This window comes from Umbribacter vaginalis (assembly GCA_001552935.1).
Taxonomy (GTDB): Bacteria; Actinomycetota; Coriobacteriia; order Coriobacteriales; family Eggerthellaceae; genus Berryella; species Berryella vaginalis.
The window spans coordinates 143818-163185 of the sequence record KQ959685.1 but is presented as its reverse complement, the minus strand read 5'-3'; the positions used below and the strand labels follow the sequence as shown (position 1 = coordinate 163185).

Annotated in this window: 16 protein-coding genes; 9 read left to right on the top strand and 7 right to left on the bottom strand. The window is 42.3% G+C overall.

Features of this window, described 5'->3' with window-relative positions; all coding sequences use genetic code 11:
* Window positions 1–442 precede the first annotated feature (442 nt).
* The 9 genes from HMPREF3190_RS03845 (at window position 443) to HMPREF3190_RS03805 (ending at window position 11407) form a co-directional block, all read left to right on the top strand.
* Window positions 443–1297, top strand: a complete 855-nt coding sequence (locus HMPREF3190_RS03845) for an Abi family protein (protein WP_066780548.1) — start codon at window positions 443–445, stop codon at window positions 1295–1297.
* A gap of 370 nt (window positions 1298–1667) precedes the next feature.
* The gene (locus tag HMPREF3190_RS03840) at window positions 1668–2420 is read left to right on the top strand and encodes a hypothetical protein (protein WP_066780574.1); all 753 of its coding nucleotides are present in this window, start codon (window positions 1668–1670) and stop codon (window positions 2418–2420) included.
* A 263-nt stretch (window positions 2421–2683) separates the two neighbouring features.
* Entirely contained in the window at window positions 2684–3256 is a 573-nt protein-coding gene (locus tag HMPREF3190_RS03835; RefSeq protein ID WP_066780546.1) for a TetR/AcrR family transcriptional regulator, read from the top strand.
* A 103-nt stretch (window positions 3257–3359) separates the two neighbouring features.
* Entirely contained in the window at window positions 3360–5159 is a 1800-nt protein-coding gene (locus HMPREF3190_RS03830) for an ABC transporter ATP-binding protein (RefSeq protein ID WP_449676154.1), read from the top strand.
* Entirely contained in the window at window positions 5141–6850 is a 1710-nt protein-coding gene (locus HMPREF3190_RS03825) for an ABC transporter ATP-binding protein (protein WP_066780544.1), read from the top strand. Before HMPREF3190_RS03830 ends, HMPREF3190_RS03825 begins: the two co-directional genes overlap by 19 nt.
* A 2-nt stretch (window positions 6851–6852) precedes the next feature.
* Window positions 6853–8370: an ABC transporter ATP-binding protein gene (locus tag HMPREF3190_RS03820; RefSeq protein WP_066780543.1), complete on the top strand. Its 1518-nt coding sequence runs from the start codon at window positions 6853–6855 to the stop codon at window positions 8368–8370.
* Entirely contained in the window at window positions 8360–9064 is a 705-nt protein-coding gene (locus tag HMPREF3190_RS03815) for an energy-coupling factor transporter transmembrane component T (RefSeq protein WP_066780537.1), read from the top strand. The genes HMPREF3190_RS03820 and HMPREF3190_RS03815 overlap by 11 nt, the downstream gene beginning before the upstream one ends.
* Before the next feature lie 10 nt (window positions 9065–9074).
* Window positions 9075–9659 carry an MptD family putative ECF transporter S component gene (locus tag HMPREF3190_RS03810; RefSeq protein WP_066780535.1) on the top strand — a complete coding sequence of 195 codons (585 nt, stop codon included), beginning with the start codon at window positions 9075–9077 and terminating at the stop codon, window positions 9657–9659.
* Window positions 9660–10192: 533 nt separating this feature from the next.
* The gene (locus HMPREF3190_RS03805) at window positions 10193–11407 is read left to right on the top strand and encodes an ATP-binding protein (protein WP_066780533.1); all 1215 of its coding nucleotides are present in this window, start codon (window positions 10193–10195) and stop codon (window positions 11405–11407) included.
* Between the two features lie 299 nt (window positions 11408–11706).
* Here the strand turns inward: HMPREF3190_RS03805 and trpA are convergent, their stop codons facing one another.
* The 7 genes from trpA to HMPREF3190_RS03765 form a co-directional block, all read right to left on the bottom strand.
* Window positions 11707–12495, bottom strand: coding sequence for a tryptophan synthase subunit alpha (gene trpA, locus HMPREF3190_RS03800; RefSeq protein WP_066780531.1), 789 nt, complete (start codon window positions 12493–12495; stop codon window positions 11707–11709).
* A complete protein-coding gene (gene trpB / locus HMPREF3190_RS03795; protein ID WP_066780527.1) occupies window positions 12488–13678 on the bottom strand; it encodes a tryptophan synthase subunit beta in 1191 nt (396 codons plus the stop codon). The genes trpA and trpB overlap by 8 nt, the downstream gene beginning before the upstream one ends.
* Entirely contained in the window at window positions 13671–14585 is a 915-nt protein-coding gene (locus HMPREF3190_RS03790) for a phosphoribosylanthranilate isomerase (RefSeq protein ID WP_066780525.1), read from the bottom strand. The genes trpB and HMPREF3190_RS03790 overlap by 8 nt, the downstream gene beginning before the upstream one ends.
* Window positions 14572–15405: an indole-3-glycerol phosphate synthase TrpC gene (gene trpC / locus HMPREF3190_RS03785; RefSeq protein WP_066780523.1), complete on the bottom strand. Its 834-nt coding sequence runs from the start codon at window positions 15403–15405 to the stop codon at window positions 14572–14574. The genes HMPREF3190_RS03790 and trpC overlap by 14 nt, the downstream gene beginning before the upstream one ends.
* A 34-nt stretch (window positions 15406–15439) precedes the next feature.
* Window positions 15440–16480 carry an anthranilate phosphoribosyltransferase gene (trpD, locus tag HMPREF3190_RS03780; protein WP_066780521.1) on the bottom strand — a complete coding sequence of 347 codons (1041 nt, stop codon included), beginning with the start codon at window positions 16478–16480 and terminating at the stop codon, window positions 15440–15442.
* Between the two features lie 198 nt (window positions 16481–16678).
* Window positions 16679–17251 carry an aminodeoxychorismate/anthranilate synthase component II gene (locus HMPREF3190_RS03770; RefSeq protein WP_066780517.1) on the bottom strand — a complete coding sequence of 191 codons (573 nt, stop codon included), beginning with the start codon at window positions 17249–17251 and terminating at the stop codon, window positions 16679–16681.
* A 13-nt stretch (window positions 17252–17264) separates the two neighbouring features.
* Window positions 17265–19043 (bottom strand): anthranilate synthase component I family protein, encoded by a 1779-nt coding sequence (locus HMPREF3190_RS03765; RefSeq protein ID WP_449676150.1) that lies wholly within the window; start codon window positions 19041–19043, stop codon window positions 17265–17267.
* Window positions 19044–19368: the final 325 nt, after the last annotated feature.

Below are 19368 nucleotides of genomic sequence, written 5' to 3'. Positions count from 1 at the left end.
TCATTTCCTTCCCTTTATCTGCTATTTTTACGTTCAAACTCAAATGAGAGAATAAGCGGAGCTTCCCACCATTACGGCGCTCGACCGTGCTATCTGATGCAGTAATGCAAACAGAAAAAGGTAGCTATACTACCCGTTCTCTCAATCCACGTTGAGACTGTCGTCTTGATGTCTAGGGCTTAATAGGTGGGTGCATTTTTGCCCTTGTATAGCAGGGTTTAGCGAGGTCTATCGTTAAAAGGTTTAGTATGCGACGGCTTTAGGCTGCCTTGGCGCAGTTTTTAATGAATCCCGCAATTATGGCAAGAGATCGTTACATAAACATTATTTCATTAAAATTGAAAAATAACCGCTAATGGAATATTATAATAATCAACAGTACCCGACGCGCCTCTTAACAATGCGGACCAAGTCGGGTCTTTTGATTTTTGTGGAGAGAAATATGAAGAAATCCTATCAACCTCCTATAAGCATTGATAAGCAAATAGAAAATTTAGTGTCTTTGGGATTAGAGATAAAAGATACAAGTTATGCTAAAGATGTACTTAACAGGATTTCTTACTATCGCCTCATTAAAACATACAGTATAACTCTAAAAGAAGATGGTAGATACATAGAAGGTACTACTTTTGAGAATATAGTCGAGTTATATCTATTTGATATGGAGTTTCGTCATATTTTATTTTCGTTGATAGAGCATATAGAAGTTTATTTAAGGGCTGTAATCACTAATTACTTTTCATTAAAATATGGGAATTTTGGTTATAAGAATCTTAATAACTATGCGAAAAATAACTATCAGAAGAATACTTTAGATGAGTTGGAAAGAGAAATTAATAGGAATAGGAAATCACCTTTTATACGTAATTTTAAGGATAATTATGAGGGAGGAGAAATTCCTTTATATGCTGCTATTGAAGTAGCAAGTTTTGGTACCCTTTCTAAAATGTATAAGAATATGAAGAATGATGATAAAAAAGCAATTGCAACGAAGTTTGGCGTTGATTACGTTTATTTAGAGTCATGGATTGAAAATTTAGCCTATGTTAGAAATATTTGTGCTCACTATGGTAGATTATATGGTTCAAAATTAACTAAGACACCAAAATTATATAAAGAGTATTTAAAGAAAGGTGTATCGAATAATACTATTTTTGCTAGTATTCTTAATCTTAAAGTATTAGCTGAAAACGAACATTACAAGGAATTTTCTAGTAAGTTATCAAAGATAATTGATGAATATCCGTTAGTGGATTTGAAGCATTTGGGATTTGTTAATAATTGGCAAACCTTTTAACGATAGTCCCCTCCTATCGTTAAAAAGTGCACCCAGTATCCATGGTGTGCACTCAAAAAAGTGTAGCTATACTTGGAGTTCTCTCAATCCACGTCGAATGCGTAACACTGCTTGTACGAGCTACAAAGTATAGAAAAGCCTTGAGATCAAAGGATTTAGAGAAAAATTCATGTGTTTGGACAGATAGTTTACCTTGAGATTTTATAGCATTTGGCAATAGTTCTGACCACTGGAAATAGGTGGTTGTGGCTATAGAACTGCTTTTTATTTCTGTCGAAACTATAGGACAATTGTCAAAGAGGCTTTTTAGTGTATGGAGACAATAGAACTATTGTCATAAAATATGTTTTATAAACTGGGAGGCAAGGATATGGCTAAATATGCATATAGAGATAAAGATAGAAAAGATATAATTTATTCTGATGAAGCTATAGAAGTAGATAGGAACACTGCGTTTTTTTGCCCTGATCATAAGTGTAACGCAAAATTATATATTTGTGCAGTTGATGGGAGTAAAAGTGCCTATTTCAGAGCGACAAAACCAAATTTTAAGCATATTAAGAATTGCCTGTTTGGCAATAGTAGTACAGAGTTTGATTCGAACAACTATGATGAATCCCAATTTGTATATGAAGATGCTATAAATAATCTTTTATGCAACACCAAACCATCTTCACAAAAAAGAATTCCTTCTGCACATGGGACCGGGGAACCTGGTGCTCATCCACCAAGAACATTAAGACAAATATATTCCCTGTGTAAAAGTCTATCCGTTAGAGATACATATGCTGGTAAAGAAATAGGTTCAATGATATTAGATGATAGAAGCAAATATAGATATCCCAAAGGATGTTTTGGAAATAGGATAATTGAAGCGACTGTAGATGGGAGATTGTATAACGATGAGAAGAAGGAAGTTTATTTAGTATCACCTATTAACAGTAAAAAATACACATTTATATTATCGTTTTCAGATGAAGATAATTATAAAAAGATTCGCTCTGAAATATATAATAATAGAGATAAGATTATAGTTATTGCTGGGAAATGGGAATCATCAGGTGAATATAATAAATTTACTTCAAAAGTGTATGGAACAAAACAAGTGGCTATTATTAAATAATAATATTAATTGTAGAAGTGTTGATAAATAGTCTGGTTAAAAATAATTTTATTTAATAAGTATGAGCGCATACCCCCTTATCAACTAATGGGTTGGCTATATAATATCGATAGCGTTGATGGTGAGGAATATCTTAAAATCATAAGGTTGTGAAGGTTGATTTTACTATCATCGCTATTATTTTTTAGTGTCCATATATTTTCAATAGGTATCTTGACAAATATTGAATATTGGTTCAGTATTTTATTCGAAAGAGGTGTGATATGGCACAAGTCTTGAAAGAAGAAGTTAGAAATAGGATACTTGATGCAGCAGAAAAAGTATTTTATAAAAATGATTATAGAGGTGCTAAATTAACAGAAATTGCAAAAGAAGCAGATATTCCTGTGGCACTCATTTATACCTATTTCAAAAATAAGGAAGTTTTGTTTGATGCAGTAGTAAGTTCTGTTTATATAAACTTTGACTCAGCTTTTATTGAGGAAGAATCTTTGGAAAAAGGTTCTGCTTCTGAAAGGTTTGATGAAGTTGGAGAAAAGTATATTCATGAACTTTTAAAAGAGCGTAAGAAGTTAATTATTTTAATGGATAAAAGCTCAGGTACAAAGCATGCAGACGCAAAACAAAAACTCATATCGCAAATGCAGGTTCATATTGAAGTAAGTTTAAAAAGACAATCAAAAGAAGAATATGATCCAATGCTTGCCCATATTTTAGCAAGTAACTTTACAGAGGGGCTTCTTGAAATAGCAAGGCACTATCAAAGTGAAAAGTGGGCAAAAGATATATTAAAACTTATTGCAAGGTGTTATTACAAGGGAGTGGAATCCCTGTAATCAGCACTAAAAAATAGACTTTGTGTAATCAGCAAAGTCTTATTTTAAACCTTAATATTGAATTAAAATTCAATATTATTCAGTTTTGAAAGGAGCGTTGTTTATGCCAGAAAAAGAATTAAGGAAAAAAGTGATAGGTAAAAATGGCTTATCCAATTCACTCCTTGCTTTAAAAATAGTATTTGATTTGATACCACAAATCTTACTTGTATATTTGATTAGCTCTTTAATCACAAACAATACTAACGAAGTTGATTTAAAGTATATATTCTTTGGAATCTTTATCTCATTTGTGTTAAAAGGCGTGTTTTACTATTTTGCAACAAAGGTTGCTCATGAGAAAGCATACGAAAAATTAACAGAACTTAGGTTAGATATTATTGATCATCTAAAAAAACTAAGTTTAGGATTTTTCAAAGAACATAATACAGGAGAGCTTACCAACATTGTTCAGCATGATGTGGAACAAGTGGAAGTATACCTTGCTCATGGTCTTCCTGAAATAATGGCAGTTACGCTTCTGCCTACCATTATTTTCATAGCTATGATTTTTGTAGAGTGGCGTCTTGCTCTTGGAATGATTGCCGGAGTTCCACTCATGTATTTGGTGAAAGTTCTTTCACAGAAAACAATGGATAAAAATTTTGCTATTTACCTTAACCATGAAAACAAGATGAGAGAAGAGCTAATGGAATATGTAAAAAATATTTCTGTGATTAAGGCTTTTGCTAAAGAAGAGGAGATTAGCGAAAGAACATTAAAAACGGCAAGAGAGTATGTTTACTGGGTTAAAAAGAGTATGGGAGCAATCACAATTCCAATGGGACTCATTGACATATTTATGGAAATTGGAGTAGTTATTGTCATGATCTTGGGAAGTATATTTCTTTACTATGGAAATATTACAACCCCTAATTTTATACTTGCAATTATTTTATCATCTGCGTTTACAGCATCCATAAGCAAGACAGCCACTCTACAACATTTTTCTATTGTATTTAAGGAGGCATTAAAGGCGATTGGTAAAGTTTTAACCGTTCCGCTTCCAAAGAAAAAGACAGAACAAGGTTTAGAATTTGGAAACATAGAATTTAAAGATGTGAATTTTGCATACGGAAAAGATGGCTTTGCGCTTAAAGATATCAATTTAACTTTTAAGAAAAATAGCTTGAATGCCTTTGTAGGGGCAAGCGGTTGTGGGAAAAGTACCGTATCTAATTTGCTTATGGGATTTTGGGATGCTGACAGCGGACGAATAGAAATAAATGGGAAAGATATAAAGGATTACAGTCAGGAAAATATTTCACATCTTATTGGAAGTGTGCAACAGGATGTCATCCTTTTCGATTTAAGTATTTTTGACAATATTGCAATCGGGAAACTTAATGCGACAAAAGAAGAAGTCATAGAAGCTGCCAAAAAAGCGAGATGTCATGACTTTATTTCAGCGTTGCCAAATGGATATGAAACACGAGTAGGTGAAATGGGAGTTAAGTTATCCGGTGGAGAAAAACAAAGAATATCAATTGCGAGAATGATACTTAAAAATGCACCGATTTTAATATTAGATGAGGCAATGGCAGCTGTTGATAGTGAAAATGAAAGACTAATCGGTGAAGCGATTGATGATTTAAGTCAGGATAAAACCATCATTACAATTGCTCATCATCTAAATACGATTAGAGATTCAGACCAAATTATTGTTATGGATAAAGGCCTTGTTCTTGATGCAGGAAGTCATGAAGAGCTGATGAAAAGATGTGAGTTCTATAAGGATATGGTTGAAGCACAGAACAAGGTAGATAGATGGAATTTGAAAGATAATAGTCTTTTAACGAGCAAGGAACGGAGTGGATTGCGAGTGTACGGAGGTGGTAACAGAAAATGTTTAGAGAAATGTTAAAACTACTTACAAAAACCGGAAAGAGAGATTTGATTATATCAAGCGTATTCTTTGCCCTTTATGGACTAAGCTCCATAGCCATGATTGTTATCGTATTTTCTATACTGTTCCAAATCTTTGATGGAACGAGTTTAGCAAGTCTATATAAATATTTTATTGCGATTGGATTACTTGTAGTCTTCAAAGGTATTTGTAATATGGTCGCAGATATGAAAAAGCATAGTGCGGGTTTTGATATTGTTCAGCAAATCAGAGAACGCATGATTATCAAATTAAAGAAATTCAGCTTGGGATTTTATACCAATGAAAGACTGGGCGAGATCAATACAATTTTACACAAAGATGTTGATAATATGTCCCTTGTTGTAGGACACATGTGGTCAAGAATGTTTGGTGATTTTTTGATAGGTGCAGTCGTATTTGTTGGTCTTGCAAGTATTGATTTAAAACTTGCTATTCTAATGGCTGTATCTGTTCCGATTGCACTAATCTTTCTATATCTGACAATTAAGCAATCTGAAAAAATAGAGAATCAGAATAACTCAGCACTTCTTGATATGGTTAGCCTATTTGTTGAATATGTGAGAGGAATACCTGTATTAAAGAGTTTTTCTAACAATAAGAGCTTAGATAATGAGCTTATGAAAAAAACAAAGAAGTTTGGAGAAACAAGCAAAGTAGCTTCAAGATTCAAGGCAAAACAGCTATCTATATTTGGGTTTTTACTGGATATTGGATATTTGGTTCTTTTAATTGCAGGAACAATATTTGTTGTAAAGGGAAATCTTGATGTACTTAATTTTATTATCTTTGCGGTAATTTCAAAAGAGTTTTATAAGCCATTCGCTTCTATGGAACAACACTATATGTACTATGTTTCGGCGGTGGATAGTTACGAAAGACTTTCAAAAATTTTATATGCCGATGTAATCCCAGATAAAGTGAATGGAATTGTCCCGAAAGATAATGATATAGCTTTTGAAAACATAGAGTTTTCCTACGAAAAAGATGAATTTAAAATGGAAAACTTGAACTTTTCTATTGCTGAAAAGACAATGACAGCCTTAGTTGGAGAATCAGGTAGTGGAAAGACTACTATTACCAACTTGCTTTTAAGATTTTATGATGTGCATAAAGGGAAAATTACACTCGGAGGAACTGATATAAGGGATATTCCTTACGATGAGCTTTTAGATCGTATCAGTATTGTCATGCAGAATGTTCAACTGTTTGATAATACGATTGAAGAAAATATCAGAGTAGGCAAAAAAGGAGCTACAAAAGAGGAAATCATTGAAGCTGCAAAGAAAGCGAGAATACATGATTTCATTATGAGTTTGCCAAAAGGTTATGAAACTGATATTGGAGAAAATGGTGGGGTTTTATCAGGTGGACAGAGACAAAGAATATCTATTGCAAGAGCTTTTCTAAAGGATGCACCTATTTTAATTCTTGATGAAATGACCAGTAATGTTGATCCTGTAAATGAATCTTTGATACAGGATGCTATTACAGAACTTGCAAAGAATAGAACTGTACTTGTAGTGGCTCATCATTTAAAAACCATTCAAAAAGCTGACCAAATTCTCGTATTTCAAAAAGGTAATTTACTTGAAAAAGGAAAGCATGGGGAACTTCTTGATAAAAATGGTTACTACACAAAATTATGGAAAGCTCAGTATGAGGTGTAACCATGATTTTGTTAAAAGATGTTTCTTATGAATGGGAAGATGGACGAACTGCTTTAAAAAATATTAATCTTGAAATTAAAAAAGGTGAATTTGTTTTAATTTCAGGGAAAAGTGGAAGTGGCAAAAGCACTCTTGGAAGTGTAATGAATGGCCTTATTCCACATTATTACAAAGGCAAAATGAAAGGAGAAGCCTTTGCGTTCGGAAAAGATATAAGCAAATTATTACTTCATGAAGTAGGGCATATTGTAGGGACTGTATTTCAAGATCCAAGAAGTCAGTTTTTCACGACAACGACAGATGAAGAAATAGCTTTTGGGCTTCAAACTATCTGTAAATCAAGAGATGAAATCAAACAGAGAGTAGAAGAAGTATATGCAGAGCTAGATATTGAGGAACTTAAAGGAAAATCTGTTTTTGAATTATCAAGCGGGCAGAAACAAAAGATAGCTATTGCAAGTACCTATGCGATGAATCCGAAAGTTTTAATTTTAGATGAGCCTTCAGCAAATTTGGATATGAAAGCAACATTTGATCTGTTTTTAATTTTGGAGAAATTAAAGAAAAAAGGTACAACAGTTGTTCTAATTGAGCATCGTTTGTACTATGCAAAATCTTTATTTGACCGTTTTCTTTTGGTGAAAGATGGAGAGATTGCACAGGACTTGAGCCGGGAAGAAGTTATCCATCTTGAAGAGGAGTTTTGGGATGAGAATGGACTAAGAACTCTTGAATTAGAAGAATACAAGATAAGTGAGAAGAAAGATTCATATCAATTAAATGATGAAAGCATCAACGGAAAAGGCTTGAGATTTTGCTATCCGAATGTAGCTAAGGATGGAAAGAAACAAAACAAGTACATCTTAAATCATCTTGATTTCAATATGGAGTGTGGGAAAGCCATTGGTCTTATCGGCTTAAATGGTACCGGGAAAACCACCTTTGCAAGAGTGATTTCAGGACTTGAGAAGATAAAAGAGGGAACTATATGGGCGGGAAAAGATAAGTCGCTTAATCATAAAGATTTAATGGATATGTCATATTTTGTCTTTCAAGATTCAGACTATCAGTTGTTTTCGGAAAGTGTACTTGATGAAATGCTGCTTGGTATTTCAAGTAAAGATAAAAAAGAAAATACCCAAAAGGCAAAGTCTATTTTGAGTGTACTTGGCTTAGAAAAATACATTGATAAGCATCCATTTGCTTTATCAAGAGGAGAAAAACAAAGATTGACAATAGCTTGTGGAATGATGAAACAGGCAAAGATTTTCATCTATGATGAGCCAACATCAGGTTGTGATAAAGACTCAATGCTTTCCGTCGTAAAACTGATTGAAGAACAATTAAAAAATGGGACAACAGTTTTGGTAATAAGTCATGATTTTGAGTTTTTAGCAAACACAGTGAGCAAGCTATGGGTAATGGGGGCTGGAAAAATAGAAACTGTTTTAGATATGAGTGAAAGTAATAAATTTCTCATATTAGACAAGATGAGAGGAGGTGGGGAGCTTGTCAGATAGAAAAACTATAGATCCGAGAATAAAACTTACTCTACTTCCAATTGTTGGATTTACGAGCTTTTTTATAAGCGATACAATTCTACTTTTTGTACTAATTGTTTTTGCCTTTTTTCTATATTTATATAGCGGGATGTGGAAAAGGTCGTTACGCTTTATCCTGTTTTTTGTGCTTTTATACTGCATAGAGTTAGGGCTTGGACAATTTTGTGAAGCAAGTATCGTATTTGCAATATATATGTTTATTTACTTTGCATCAAGAATGACCTTAATTGCTATGTTTGGTGGATATATAACAAAGACTACAAGTGTAAGTGAAATGCTGGAAGCGTTAAATAGAATGAAAGTACCAAGAAGCATTGGTATACCTTTTAGTGTTTTGCTTAGGTTTGTACCAACTATAAAAATAGAACTCAAAGCATTAAAAGAGAACATGAAGATTCGAGGAATTGTAACAAGCAGATTTTTCCTATTGCTACATCCAATTAAATATATTGAATATACGCTTGTTCCGCTTTTAATGAGAATGATTAAGATTTCAGATGAATTGTCAGCTTCAGCACTTATTAGAGGACTTGATAGTGATGAGAAGAGGGTAACATTAACAGAATTGCGGTTTAGAAAAACAGACTTAATGATTGGACTATTAGGAGCTTTTATGATTGCTCTTATGATAGTAATACAAAGAATTTATTAGGAGGACTTTTATGAAAAACAAATTAAATGGTCGTGATTTTATTACAATCGGAATTTTTAATGCAATTGGAATTGTCATATACATGGCAGTTGCATTTGCTATGGCAACAACAGTTGTTGGAGGATTTATTGCTTCAGGAGTTAGCTTTATGGTAGCTGCTACCGTTTATATCCTTATGGCTGTGAAAGTTAAAAAGAAGGGCGTATTTACAATATCAGGAACGCTTCTTGGTTTAATTGCGTTGTCAGGAGGACATTTGCCTCATGCAGTCTTTGCTGTAATCGGTGGAATTATATGTGATTTGATTATAGGAAATTACAAGAGCAAGGGACGAATGATTATTGGATATGGGACATTTGCATTAGCAGATTTTTTAGGGACTGTAATTCCTGTGATTTTATTCGGAACTGCTTCTTTTGTGGAAAGAGCAACAAAATGGAAAATGAGCGAAGCACAAATAAATGAAGCATTATCTTATTTCCAAGTTTCGTGGGCTGTAGGCTTTGGTTTGATAACTTTTGTTCTTGCTTGCATAGGAGCATTTGTTGCAACAAGAATACTTAAAAAACATTTTGAAAAAGCTGGAGTGATTTAATCAATCTTTGTTTGTGAGGGAAAATGGATTAGATAATGGAGGTAATTGCTATGTATTATTTAGGGTCTGTTATTCATAAAGAAAAAAACAATAGGCCTTTTTGATACTGGTGATTATCATAAAAAATCAAATTTAAAATATAAGGAAAGAACAAGTTTCCTTCATTTTAGAGGACTTTTTATGCCTATGCGCAAGAGTCCTCTTTTTTGTCTAAAACGCAGGCAAAAAAAGAAATGGAGGAAATTAAATGCCAAAAGAATATTACCTTTATGTTAACGGACAAAGGGTTAAAGTCAGCGAGCAGATATATAAAGTCTACTGGCGAGAGTGTTGTATTGATGTCAAGGCAGATTAGGTGGTTGCATGTTTGCCCTTGTGTAACAGGGGTTTGCGAGGACTATCGTTAAAAGGTTTAGCGTTTGGCGGCTTTAGGCTATTTTATCAGTTATAACTTATAAAGTATCGTTTCTGTCATTAAACTTCACTTATAGGTGTGCTAAACTGTGACTTGTTGAGTAGGGATGTGAAGTTTTATGATTAAACGCGAACGGTATATGAGCCGTATCCGCCCATTTATGGGAACTGATTTGATTAAGGTCATGACTGGTATACGCCGATGCGGAAAGTCGGTTATGTTGAAGCTTATTCAGCAGGAGCTTACAGAATCTGGTGTTAGTTCAACGCAGTTTATTTCACTCAACTTTGAAGATATGTGCTATTCGCATCTTTTAACTGCTCAGGCGCTGAACGACGAGATTGTTAAACGTGCCGAAGAGATTGGTGGTAAGGTTTACCTCTTTTTCGATGAGATTCAGGAGGTTAAGGACTGGGAAAAGTGCATAAATTCTCTGCGTGTTTCGCTGGATTGTGATATTTACATTACGGGGTCGAATGCAAAGTTGCTGTCTGGTGAGCTTGCGACTTATTTGGGTGGCAGATATGTTGAGTTTGTTATATATCCTTTCTCCTTTGGGGAGTTTATGGAGCTATATCGCTCGCTCAACCCCGATGCGTCCAACCAGCAGTGTTTTCAAGAATACCTGCTTGCTGGAGGTATGCCTTACCTTGCAAATCTGCGTTATGTAGATGCTCCATCTAAGCAATATCTTCATGATTTGTTTAATTCGGTTCAGCTTAAGGATATTGTAAAACGTAATAAAATTCGTGATGTTGATTTGCTTGAACGAATCATTGCTTACGTGATTGCTAATGTTGGAACAACTTTTTCTGCAACCTCTCTTGCAAAGTTTCTAAAAAACGAGCATCGTACTGTCGCTCCAGAAACGATTCTGAACTATATAAAGTACTGTTGCGATGCGTACTTGTTCTATCAGGTGAAAAGAGAGGACTTGCAGGGAAAGCAGATTCTTTCTTCTAATGAAAAGTATTATATTGCCGATCATGGTATCCGCGAGGCTATCTTCGGTGGCAATATGCAAGATATTAATCTCATGTTGGAAAATATCGTGTATTTGGAATTACTTCGCCGAGGTTATGAAGTGACTGTTGGCAGAATGGGTAACAAAGAAATTGATTTTGTATGTGATAGGCGCGGTGAAAAGCTGTATGTTCAGGTGGCCTATTTGCTTGCTTCAGAAGAAACGGTGAGTCGCGAGTTTGGGGCGTATGATGCTATTCGCGATAATTTCCCGAAATATGTTGTTTCTCTCGATGAGTTTGGCATGAGTCGAAATGGTATTAAGCACAGGAATATTCGTGATTTTCTTTTATCCGATGAATGGAACTAAACGCAGAATTGGAAAATTCTTCTTTCTGCATAAAAAATAAAGAAAGATGCAAATTATTTTTTATATGTATATAAATACTCAATTTATCTGGGTTTATGAAAATTTTGTTTGATCTATATTATTCTTGCAAAAGAATAATAAACGCCTATAATGTAAGTACGGATTTTGAGTGTTAACTTCTTTGTCCGCCTCACTCGTCTCAGCCGAAGTATCACCCCCTCCGATACTTCGGCATTGTTGTATTATGAGCCTTGTTTTTCTAACTGTGACTTCTTGCTCTTTGATGTGCCTGCCACGCGCTACGCCTGCTTAATTGCTTCCACAACATCGCACGCAAACTGTTTAACGTGCGCTGGCGCATCCACGCCATAGCGCTCAATTATCTTTACAATCGCCGAGCCGATAATCACGCCGTCGGCATAGCGCGCAACATCACGCGCCTGTTCAGGTGTCGAAATGCCAAACCCTACGGCGCAAGGAACGCTTGTATGCTGGCGAATAAGCGAAATCACGCTGCTTACGTGGCTGTCAAGCGTGCTTCGCGTGCCCGTAACACCTAGGCTCGATACCACGTAAATGAAACCTTGCGCGTCTTTCGCAATGCGCACCACACGCTTTTCCGAGGTCGGAGCAATAAACGAGATAAGCGCCACGCCGTGCTTGTCGCAGCTTGCTTGAAACTCTTCCTTTTCTTCGTAAGGAATATCGGGCAAAATCAGCGCGCCAACGCCCACGTCTTTGCACGATTGCATAAACCTATCGGCTCCGTAGGAGAACACCACGTTTGCGTACGTCATAAATGCAAGCGGCACATGGATGTCGTTTTTCATGCTTCTTAACAGGGAAAATATTGAATCTGTAGTAGTGTGCGCTGTCAGCGCGCGAATATTTGCCGCCTGAATAACGGGCCCTTCGGCTGTGGGGTCGGAAAACGGAATTCCCAACTCGATAAGTGATGCGCCCGCTTCTTGCAGCGCCAAAATGCATGCCTTCGTGGTTTCAAGATTAGGATCACCGCAGGTAATGAAGGGGATAAACGCTTTGCCGTTCGCAAAAGCGCCAGAAAGCGTACAAGAACGATTATTCATGGATATCTTCTCCTTTGTAGCGTGCAATAGCAGCGCAGTCTTTGTCGCCGCGCCCTGAAAGCGTAACTACAATGCGCTGGTCGCGGGGCAGTTTTGGTGCAATTTTCATGGCATACGCAAGTGCGTGTGCCGATTCAATTGCCGGAATGATGCCTTCCGTTTTCGACAAATATTCAAACGCCGCCACCGCTTCATCGTCGGTTATCGGAACGTACTCGGCGCGCCCAATGTCGTGCAGGTAGGCGTGTTCAGGGCCTACACCTGGGTAATCAAGCCCCGCCGAAATGGAGTACACGGGAGCAATCTGCCCAAACGCGTCCTGGCAAAAATACGATTTCATGCCGTGGAAAATTCCTACCGTTCCCGTAGTGATTGTGGCGGCCGTGTCGGGCGTATCTGCCCCTTTACCTGCGGCTTCGCAACCAACCAAGCGCACCGACGCGTCGTTTATGAAGTGGTAAAACGAACCGATGGCGTTCGATCCGCCGCCTACGCATGCGCACACGATGTCGGGCAGCGCACCTTCCTGTTCCTGCATTTGCTGCTTAATTTCCTTCGAGATTACCGCCTGAAAATCGCGCACAATCGTGGGGAACGGATGGGGACCCATCACCGAACCCAGGCAGTAGTGCGTGTCGCTGACGCGGCGTGTCCATTCGCGAAGTGCCTCGTTAACGGCATCTTTAAGCGTTGCCGTGCCGCTGCTTACCGCGCGAACTTCGGCTCCCAGCAGGCGCATTTTGTACACGTTCAGCGCTTGGCGCTCGGTGTCTTCCTTGCCCATGAACACAACGCACTCCATGCCGAACAGCGCTGCGGCCGTTGCGGTGGCAACGCCGTGCTGACCTGCGCCAGTTTCTGCAATCAGGCGCGTTTTCCCCATTTTTTTCGCAAGGAGAGCCTGCCCAAGCACGTTGTTTATTTTGTGCGCGCCTGTGTGGTTTAAGTCTTCGCGCTTCAGGAAAATTTTCGCGCCGCCAAGGTCGTTTGTCATTTTTTCAGCAAAATACAGCAGCGACGGCCGCCCTGCGTACGAGTTCAGAAGCTCGTGTAGTTCGCGGTTGAACTGCGCATCGTTTTTGTAGAACGTGTACGCCGACTCCAATTCTTCAAGCGCGCTCATCAGCGTTTCGGGGATGTACTGGCCGCCGTGAATACCGAAGCGGCCGTGTGGATTAGTCATGATGTCTCCTTTGTGAACAGGGGGAATGGGTGGAAGTGCCGTTCGTTGCCGCTTGAGCCGGTGCGGAAGCGGGCGCGGGTTGCGCGTGCGCGGCGGCGTTCGCGGCGTCGTGCGCGGCTGGTGCGAGTTGTGCGGCGTGCGCGGTTGGTGCGGTTTTCGCGAACGGCGTCGCTTGCGTTGGTGCTGATTGCGCGAACGGCGTCGCTTGCGTTGGTGCTGCGTACCAGGTATCGAAGCGAACTACTTCCTCAAGAAACTGCTGCATTTTTGCAGGATCTTTTGAGCCCTGTGTTTCTATGCCTGAGCTTACATCAACGCCAAACGGATGGCACAATTCACATGCTAGAAACACATTTTCGGGTGACAGTCCGCCTGCAAGCAAGTACGCGCGCTGCAGAACATTATTCCTGTTAGCAGGCGCATCATTCTGCGCATCAGCGCGTGCATCTGCGCGCGTATCGCCCAGCAAACTCCAGTTGAAACGCGCACCCTCGCCCTTGCCAGCATCCAGCAAAACCATCGCGGCGCTGCTTGTGCGTGCCCGCTCTATATCACATGCTTGTTTAACGCAAAACGCCTGGATAAGCGGCTTTTTCGTACGTTTGCAAAGCCGAGCGATATACGCTTCATCCTCGCTGCCGTGCAATTGCGCGTAATCGATAACGCCGCTGTTCAAAAGCGAGGCAACAGCTGCGGGCTGTTCGTTCACAAACACGCCCACCGTGGATATTTCGGGTGCAAGCAGGCTTTTCAACTGCAATGCCTGCGATGCGCTGATGGCTCGTTTGCTGGGCGCGTAGAACACAAAGCCCACATAAAGTGGCGTTTTTGGATAGCTGCGGTGGAGCGCGTTGATGCTTTCGACGTCGCATGCACGCGTAATGCCGCAAAATTTAACGCAGGTCATGCGCGCCTCCTGTTGCTGTGGCTGGCAGCTTTGAGCGCAGTTTCGTCAGTTCAGCTGCTTTATTTTCAGCACGCATCATCGCTTCTCCAACCAGCACCGCATCGGCGCCAGCGTTATACGCCTCCAAAACGTCCGTTGCGCTTTGAATGCCGCTTTCCGCAACAAATGCAACCTCAGAGGGAACGTATTTCCGCAGTTCAATAGCGCAATTTGTGGAAACACTAAAATCGTGCAAGTTGCGGTTGTTCACGCCAATAATGCGCGCCCCCGCTGCGATTGCGTTCGAAATTTCCTGCTTGTTGTGCGCTTCAACCAGAGCCGACAAGCCAAGTTCGTTGCAGCAGCGCAAAAATGCAGTAAGTGTGGGCGTATCGAGGATGGCGCAAATGAGCAGCACCGCCTGCGCGCCAAGGAGCTTTGCTTCGTAAATCATGTACTCGTCAACGATAAAATCCTTGCGCAAACAGGGGATATGCACCGCGCTTGCAATCTCTTGCAAGTAGCGCGCATCGCCCAAAAACGCACTGGGCTCGGTAAGCACCGAAATTGCGTTTGCACCAGCAGCTTCATAAGCTTGCGCGATATCAAGATAGGGAAAATGAGGGGCTATCAGGCCTTTTGAGGGGCTTGCACGCTTGCATTCGCAGATAAACGACAAGCCGTCTGCGCGTAAGGTCTGTTCAAAGGGGAACGCGGCTGCGTGTGTGGTGTTTGCGTTCGCTTCCGCAACGCGTTTTTTCAGCAGCTCAAAAGGTATATGCTGCTTTGCTTCTGCTACGCGCGCACGCGCACGTGCGGCAAGTTCATCAAGGATAGTCATGCTCGTTCTCGTTTCTCGCGCCTTACATTAGTGCTTAGTGCTGGTCAGTAGCGTTTTCAAGCTCGTTACTCAGGGCGATAAACTGCTCAAGCGTGCGCTGTGCCGCTCCAGAATCGATGCGCTCAGCAGCCATTTCAACGCCGTGTGCCAGCGTATCCGCCTTGCGCGCGATATACAGCGCCGCGCCCGCGTTCATCAGCACAGCGTTGCGGTGCGCACCCTTCTCACCAGCCAAAACAGCACGTGTGATGCGCGCGTTCTCGGCAGGAGATCCGCCCTGCAAATCTTCTTTGCGGCAGCGTTGCAAGCCGAAATCTTCTGGCGCAATTTCGTAGCTTTTTAGCGTATCGCCGTCAAATTCACACACGTGCGTGGGCGCGCTCAGCGAAATTTCATCCAGCTTGTCGGTGCCATACACCACCATTCCACGCGAAACGCCCAGCTTAGAAAGCACACGCGCCAGCGGTTCTACCAAATAATCGTCATAGACGCCCAGCAGCTGCATCGTTGGCGTAGCGGGGTTGGTCAGCGGTCCCAAAATGTTGAATACGGTGCGAACGCCCAGCTCTTTCCTGATAGGAGCCACATACTTCATGGAACGGTGATAGCGTTGCGCAAACACGAAGCACAGATGAACGCGTTTAAGCAGCTCAACGCATGTTTCGGGGCTTTGGTTGATGTTCACGCCCAGCGCTTCCAGGCAATCGGCCGCGCCCGATGCCGATGACGCTGCGCGGTTGCCGTGTTTGGCAACGTCCACGCCAGCCGAGGCTATTACTAGCGCCGATGTTGTGGAAATGTTGAAACTGTTCGATCCGTCGCCGCCGGTTCCCACAATTTCAAGGACGGGGCGTGGCGCATGCACCGCGCAGGCGTGTTCGCGCATCGCTTGTGCGCAGCCGCAAATTTCGTCGATGGTTTCCGCGCGCGTGCTTTTGGTCGAAAGCGCAGCTAGGAAGGCCGCATTTTGCGTCGGCGTGGTTTCGCCGCTCATGATTTCGTTCATCACGTCGTAGGCTTCCGCGTACGTTAAATCGTGCTTGCCGACAATTTTTTTAATAGCTTCAGCTATCATGGTTGTTCCTTTCGTGTATGAATGTGCACTTCACAGCGCATTCAAGTGGTTTTGTGGTTCACGCTTCACGTTCGTGGGGAACGTGTTCGGGTTTGGTGCGGGGTTTCGTGCTGGGGCTGGGGAACGTGTTCGCGCTCGTGCTGGGGCTGGGGAACGTGTTCGCGCCCTTGCGTTTTGCATACGTTCCAAACGCCCAGCTTACAGGCGCAATCGCATGAAGTTTTCCAGTATGCTCATGCCGTCGGGCGTCATGATCGATTCGGGATGAAACTGCAATCCAAACGCGCAGGCGCTTTGGTGTTGAACTGCCATTATTTCCCGGTCGTCGGCTTCAGCGCACACTTCCAAACACGACGGTAAACTGGCGCGGTCTACCGCAAGTGAGTGATAGCGCGCAACCAGTATCTCCGCAGGTAAATGGGCGAATAACGCGCATGACGAACGTATCGCAACGCGCGACTGCTTGCCGTGCATCAGTTGTTTCGCGGGCACGATGCGCGCCCCCAGCGCTTCGCATAATGCCTGATGACCCAAGCATACGCCCAAAATAGGCACGCGCCCCAAAAAATGCTTGATCACACCTTCGATGCAGCCTGCGTCGCACGGTTTACCAGGGCCCGGAGAGATAATAATGCGGTCGGGCTCAAGGCGCTCGATGTCGTCAAGCGGCAGTTCGTCGTTGCGAATAACGCGAATAGCAGGGTCGATTGTTCCAATGTACTGGTACAAGTTATACGCGAAGCTATCGTAATTATCGATAAGTAATGTCATAGCAATGCGCCTCCTATTCATGTGCTTTCATCTGCGCTGACGCCGCAGCTGTTGGTGCCGCTGGTGAAGGCGCTGCTGCGTTCCCAACATCCGTTGCGTTTCCAACCCCCGAAGCCTCAACCTGCGCCATCGTGCTTGACGCTCCAACCTGCGCCGCGTCATCTGGGCGTTCCTCAAGAGCCGCAAGCGACGAGCGCGCTTTGTTCAGGCATTCCTGGTATTCGTTTTCGGCAATGGAGTCGGCAACAATGCCCGCGCCGGTTTGAACAACAACTCTACCTGCCTTTTTGTACAGCAGCCGAATGCCAATGCACATGTCCATATTGCCCGTGAAATCCACGTAGCCAATAGCGCCGCCGTAAATGCCGCGCTTGGTGCCTTCAAGTACGCCAATGAGCTCGCACGCCTTAATTTTGGGTGCGCCACTAAGCGTGCCAGCAGGCATAAGAGCCTCAACCGCGTCAAGCGCGTCGTGCTGCGCGTCAATGCGCGAGCGCACGGCCGAGCCAATGTGCATCACGTGGGAAAAGCGCTCAATGCTGTGCAGGCGCTCAACAACTACGCTGCCAAATGCGCTTATGCGCCCCAAATCGTTGCGCCCTAAATCAACCAGCATGTTGTGTTCCGCAAGTTCCTTTTCGTCGTGAAGAAGCTCCTGTTCAAGTGCCATATCTTCCTGCGGCGTGGTACCGCGTTTGCGCGTTCCCGCAAGCGGATAGGTGTGCAGCACACCGTCTTTCAAGTCGACAAGCGTTTCGGGCGATGCGCCGGCAATTTCCATGTCGTCGCCCGAAAAGTAGAACATGTAGGGGCTGGGGTTAATGGCGCGCAAGCGGCGGTACGTGTTTAGCAAGCTTCCCGAAAATGGCGCGCTTAACTGGTTCGATAGCACAATTTGGAAAATGTCGCCCGCCACAATGTGCCGCTTTGCGCTGGCAACCATTGAGCAAAATTGCTGTTTCGAGAACAGCGCTTGCACGGGCCCCGTAATGCTGCCCGGCTCGTCGACTTGCTTTTTCCCTTGCATTATCAGGCGTTTTAGCGAATCGAGCTCCATCAGCGCGTGCTGGTAGTTTTCGTCCAGATTGTTCAGCTTAATGTTGATAATTAGCACAATGCGGTGCGTAAGATTGTCAAATGCAATAACTTTGTCGAACAGCATGAGGTCAAGATCGCGGAACGCACCCTCGTTGAACTGGTTGTTTGCCAGCTTCGGTTCTTTGTAGCCTAAATATTCGAACGAGAAATAGCCCACTAAACCGCCTGTAAAAGGAGGCAGACGATCGATGTGCGGGCTTTTATATTCGCGTAAAATGCTGCGGATAATGTCGGTTGGCTGTTGCGTTTCAAGGTGAACGTCGTCAATGGTTAGTTTTCCCTGTTCGCAATAGATATTGCGTTTGGGATCAAAGCCGAGGAACGTGTAGCGGCCCCGTTCCCGCTGGGGCGTTTGCGTTGATGGCGTGGTGCTCGCGCCTTGTGCGGTTTGTGCAGCCTGTTGCGCGGCTTGAGCGTTTTGTGCGCCCTGTTGCGCGCCTTGCGGTCCTTGTTGCGCCGATTCCAGCACGTAAACATGGTGCGAAATGCGCTTCAAGATGCTTAGCACATCCAGCGGATCGCTTGTGTGAGCAGGGAATTCACATGCAACGGGCGCAATGGTGTAGCACTTGGTTGCGCGTATCGTTTCCAATTGCTGCATGCTGGGAAATGTGCGAATTTCTTCCGCTTCATCATAGGTTTGCGCTTGTGGCGGTGCACTTTCGGCACCTGGTTGATTGTGTGTTGCGGTCATGGCTCCTCCTTACGAAACACCGTTTGTTGTTCCATAAAGGAGTTGAGCGTTCGTGCGCATAAAAAAATCCTCAATGGAACATTCCATCAAGGACGAACAAGTATCATCGTATGCGGTGATATATATCCGCGGTGCCACCTTGAATTCGCAGCTGAACTGCGCTCTTAAGAGATGCAATCACATCTCCAGCACGTAACGTGTGCCCTACGTCATAGAATACTTTGAAACATGCTGCGCATCGACCATGTGATGTGCGCCGCGCTGTGTGAGTGCCGCGCATTGCATTTCACGCTTCGAAACGCATCCGTTTCATTTGACTATGCCC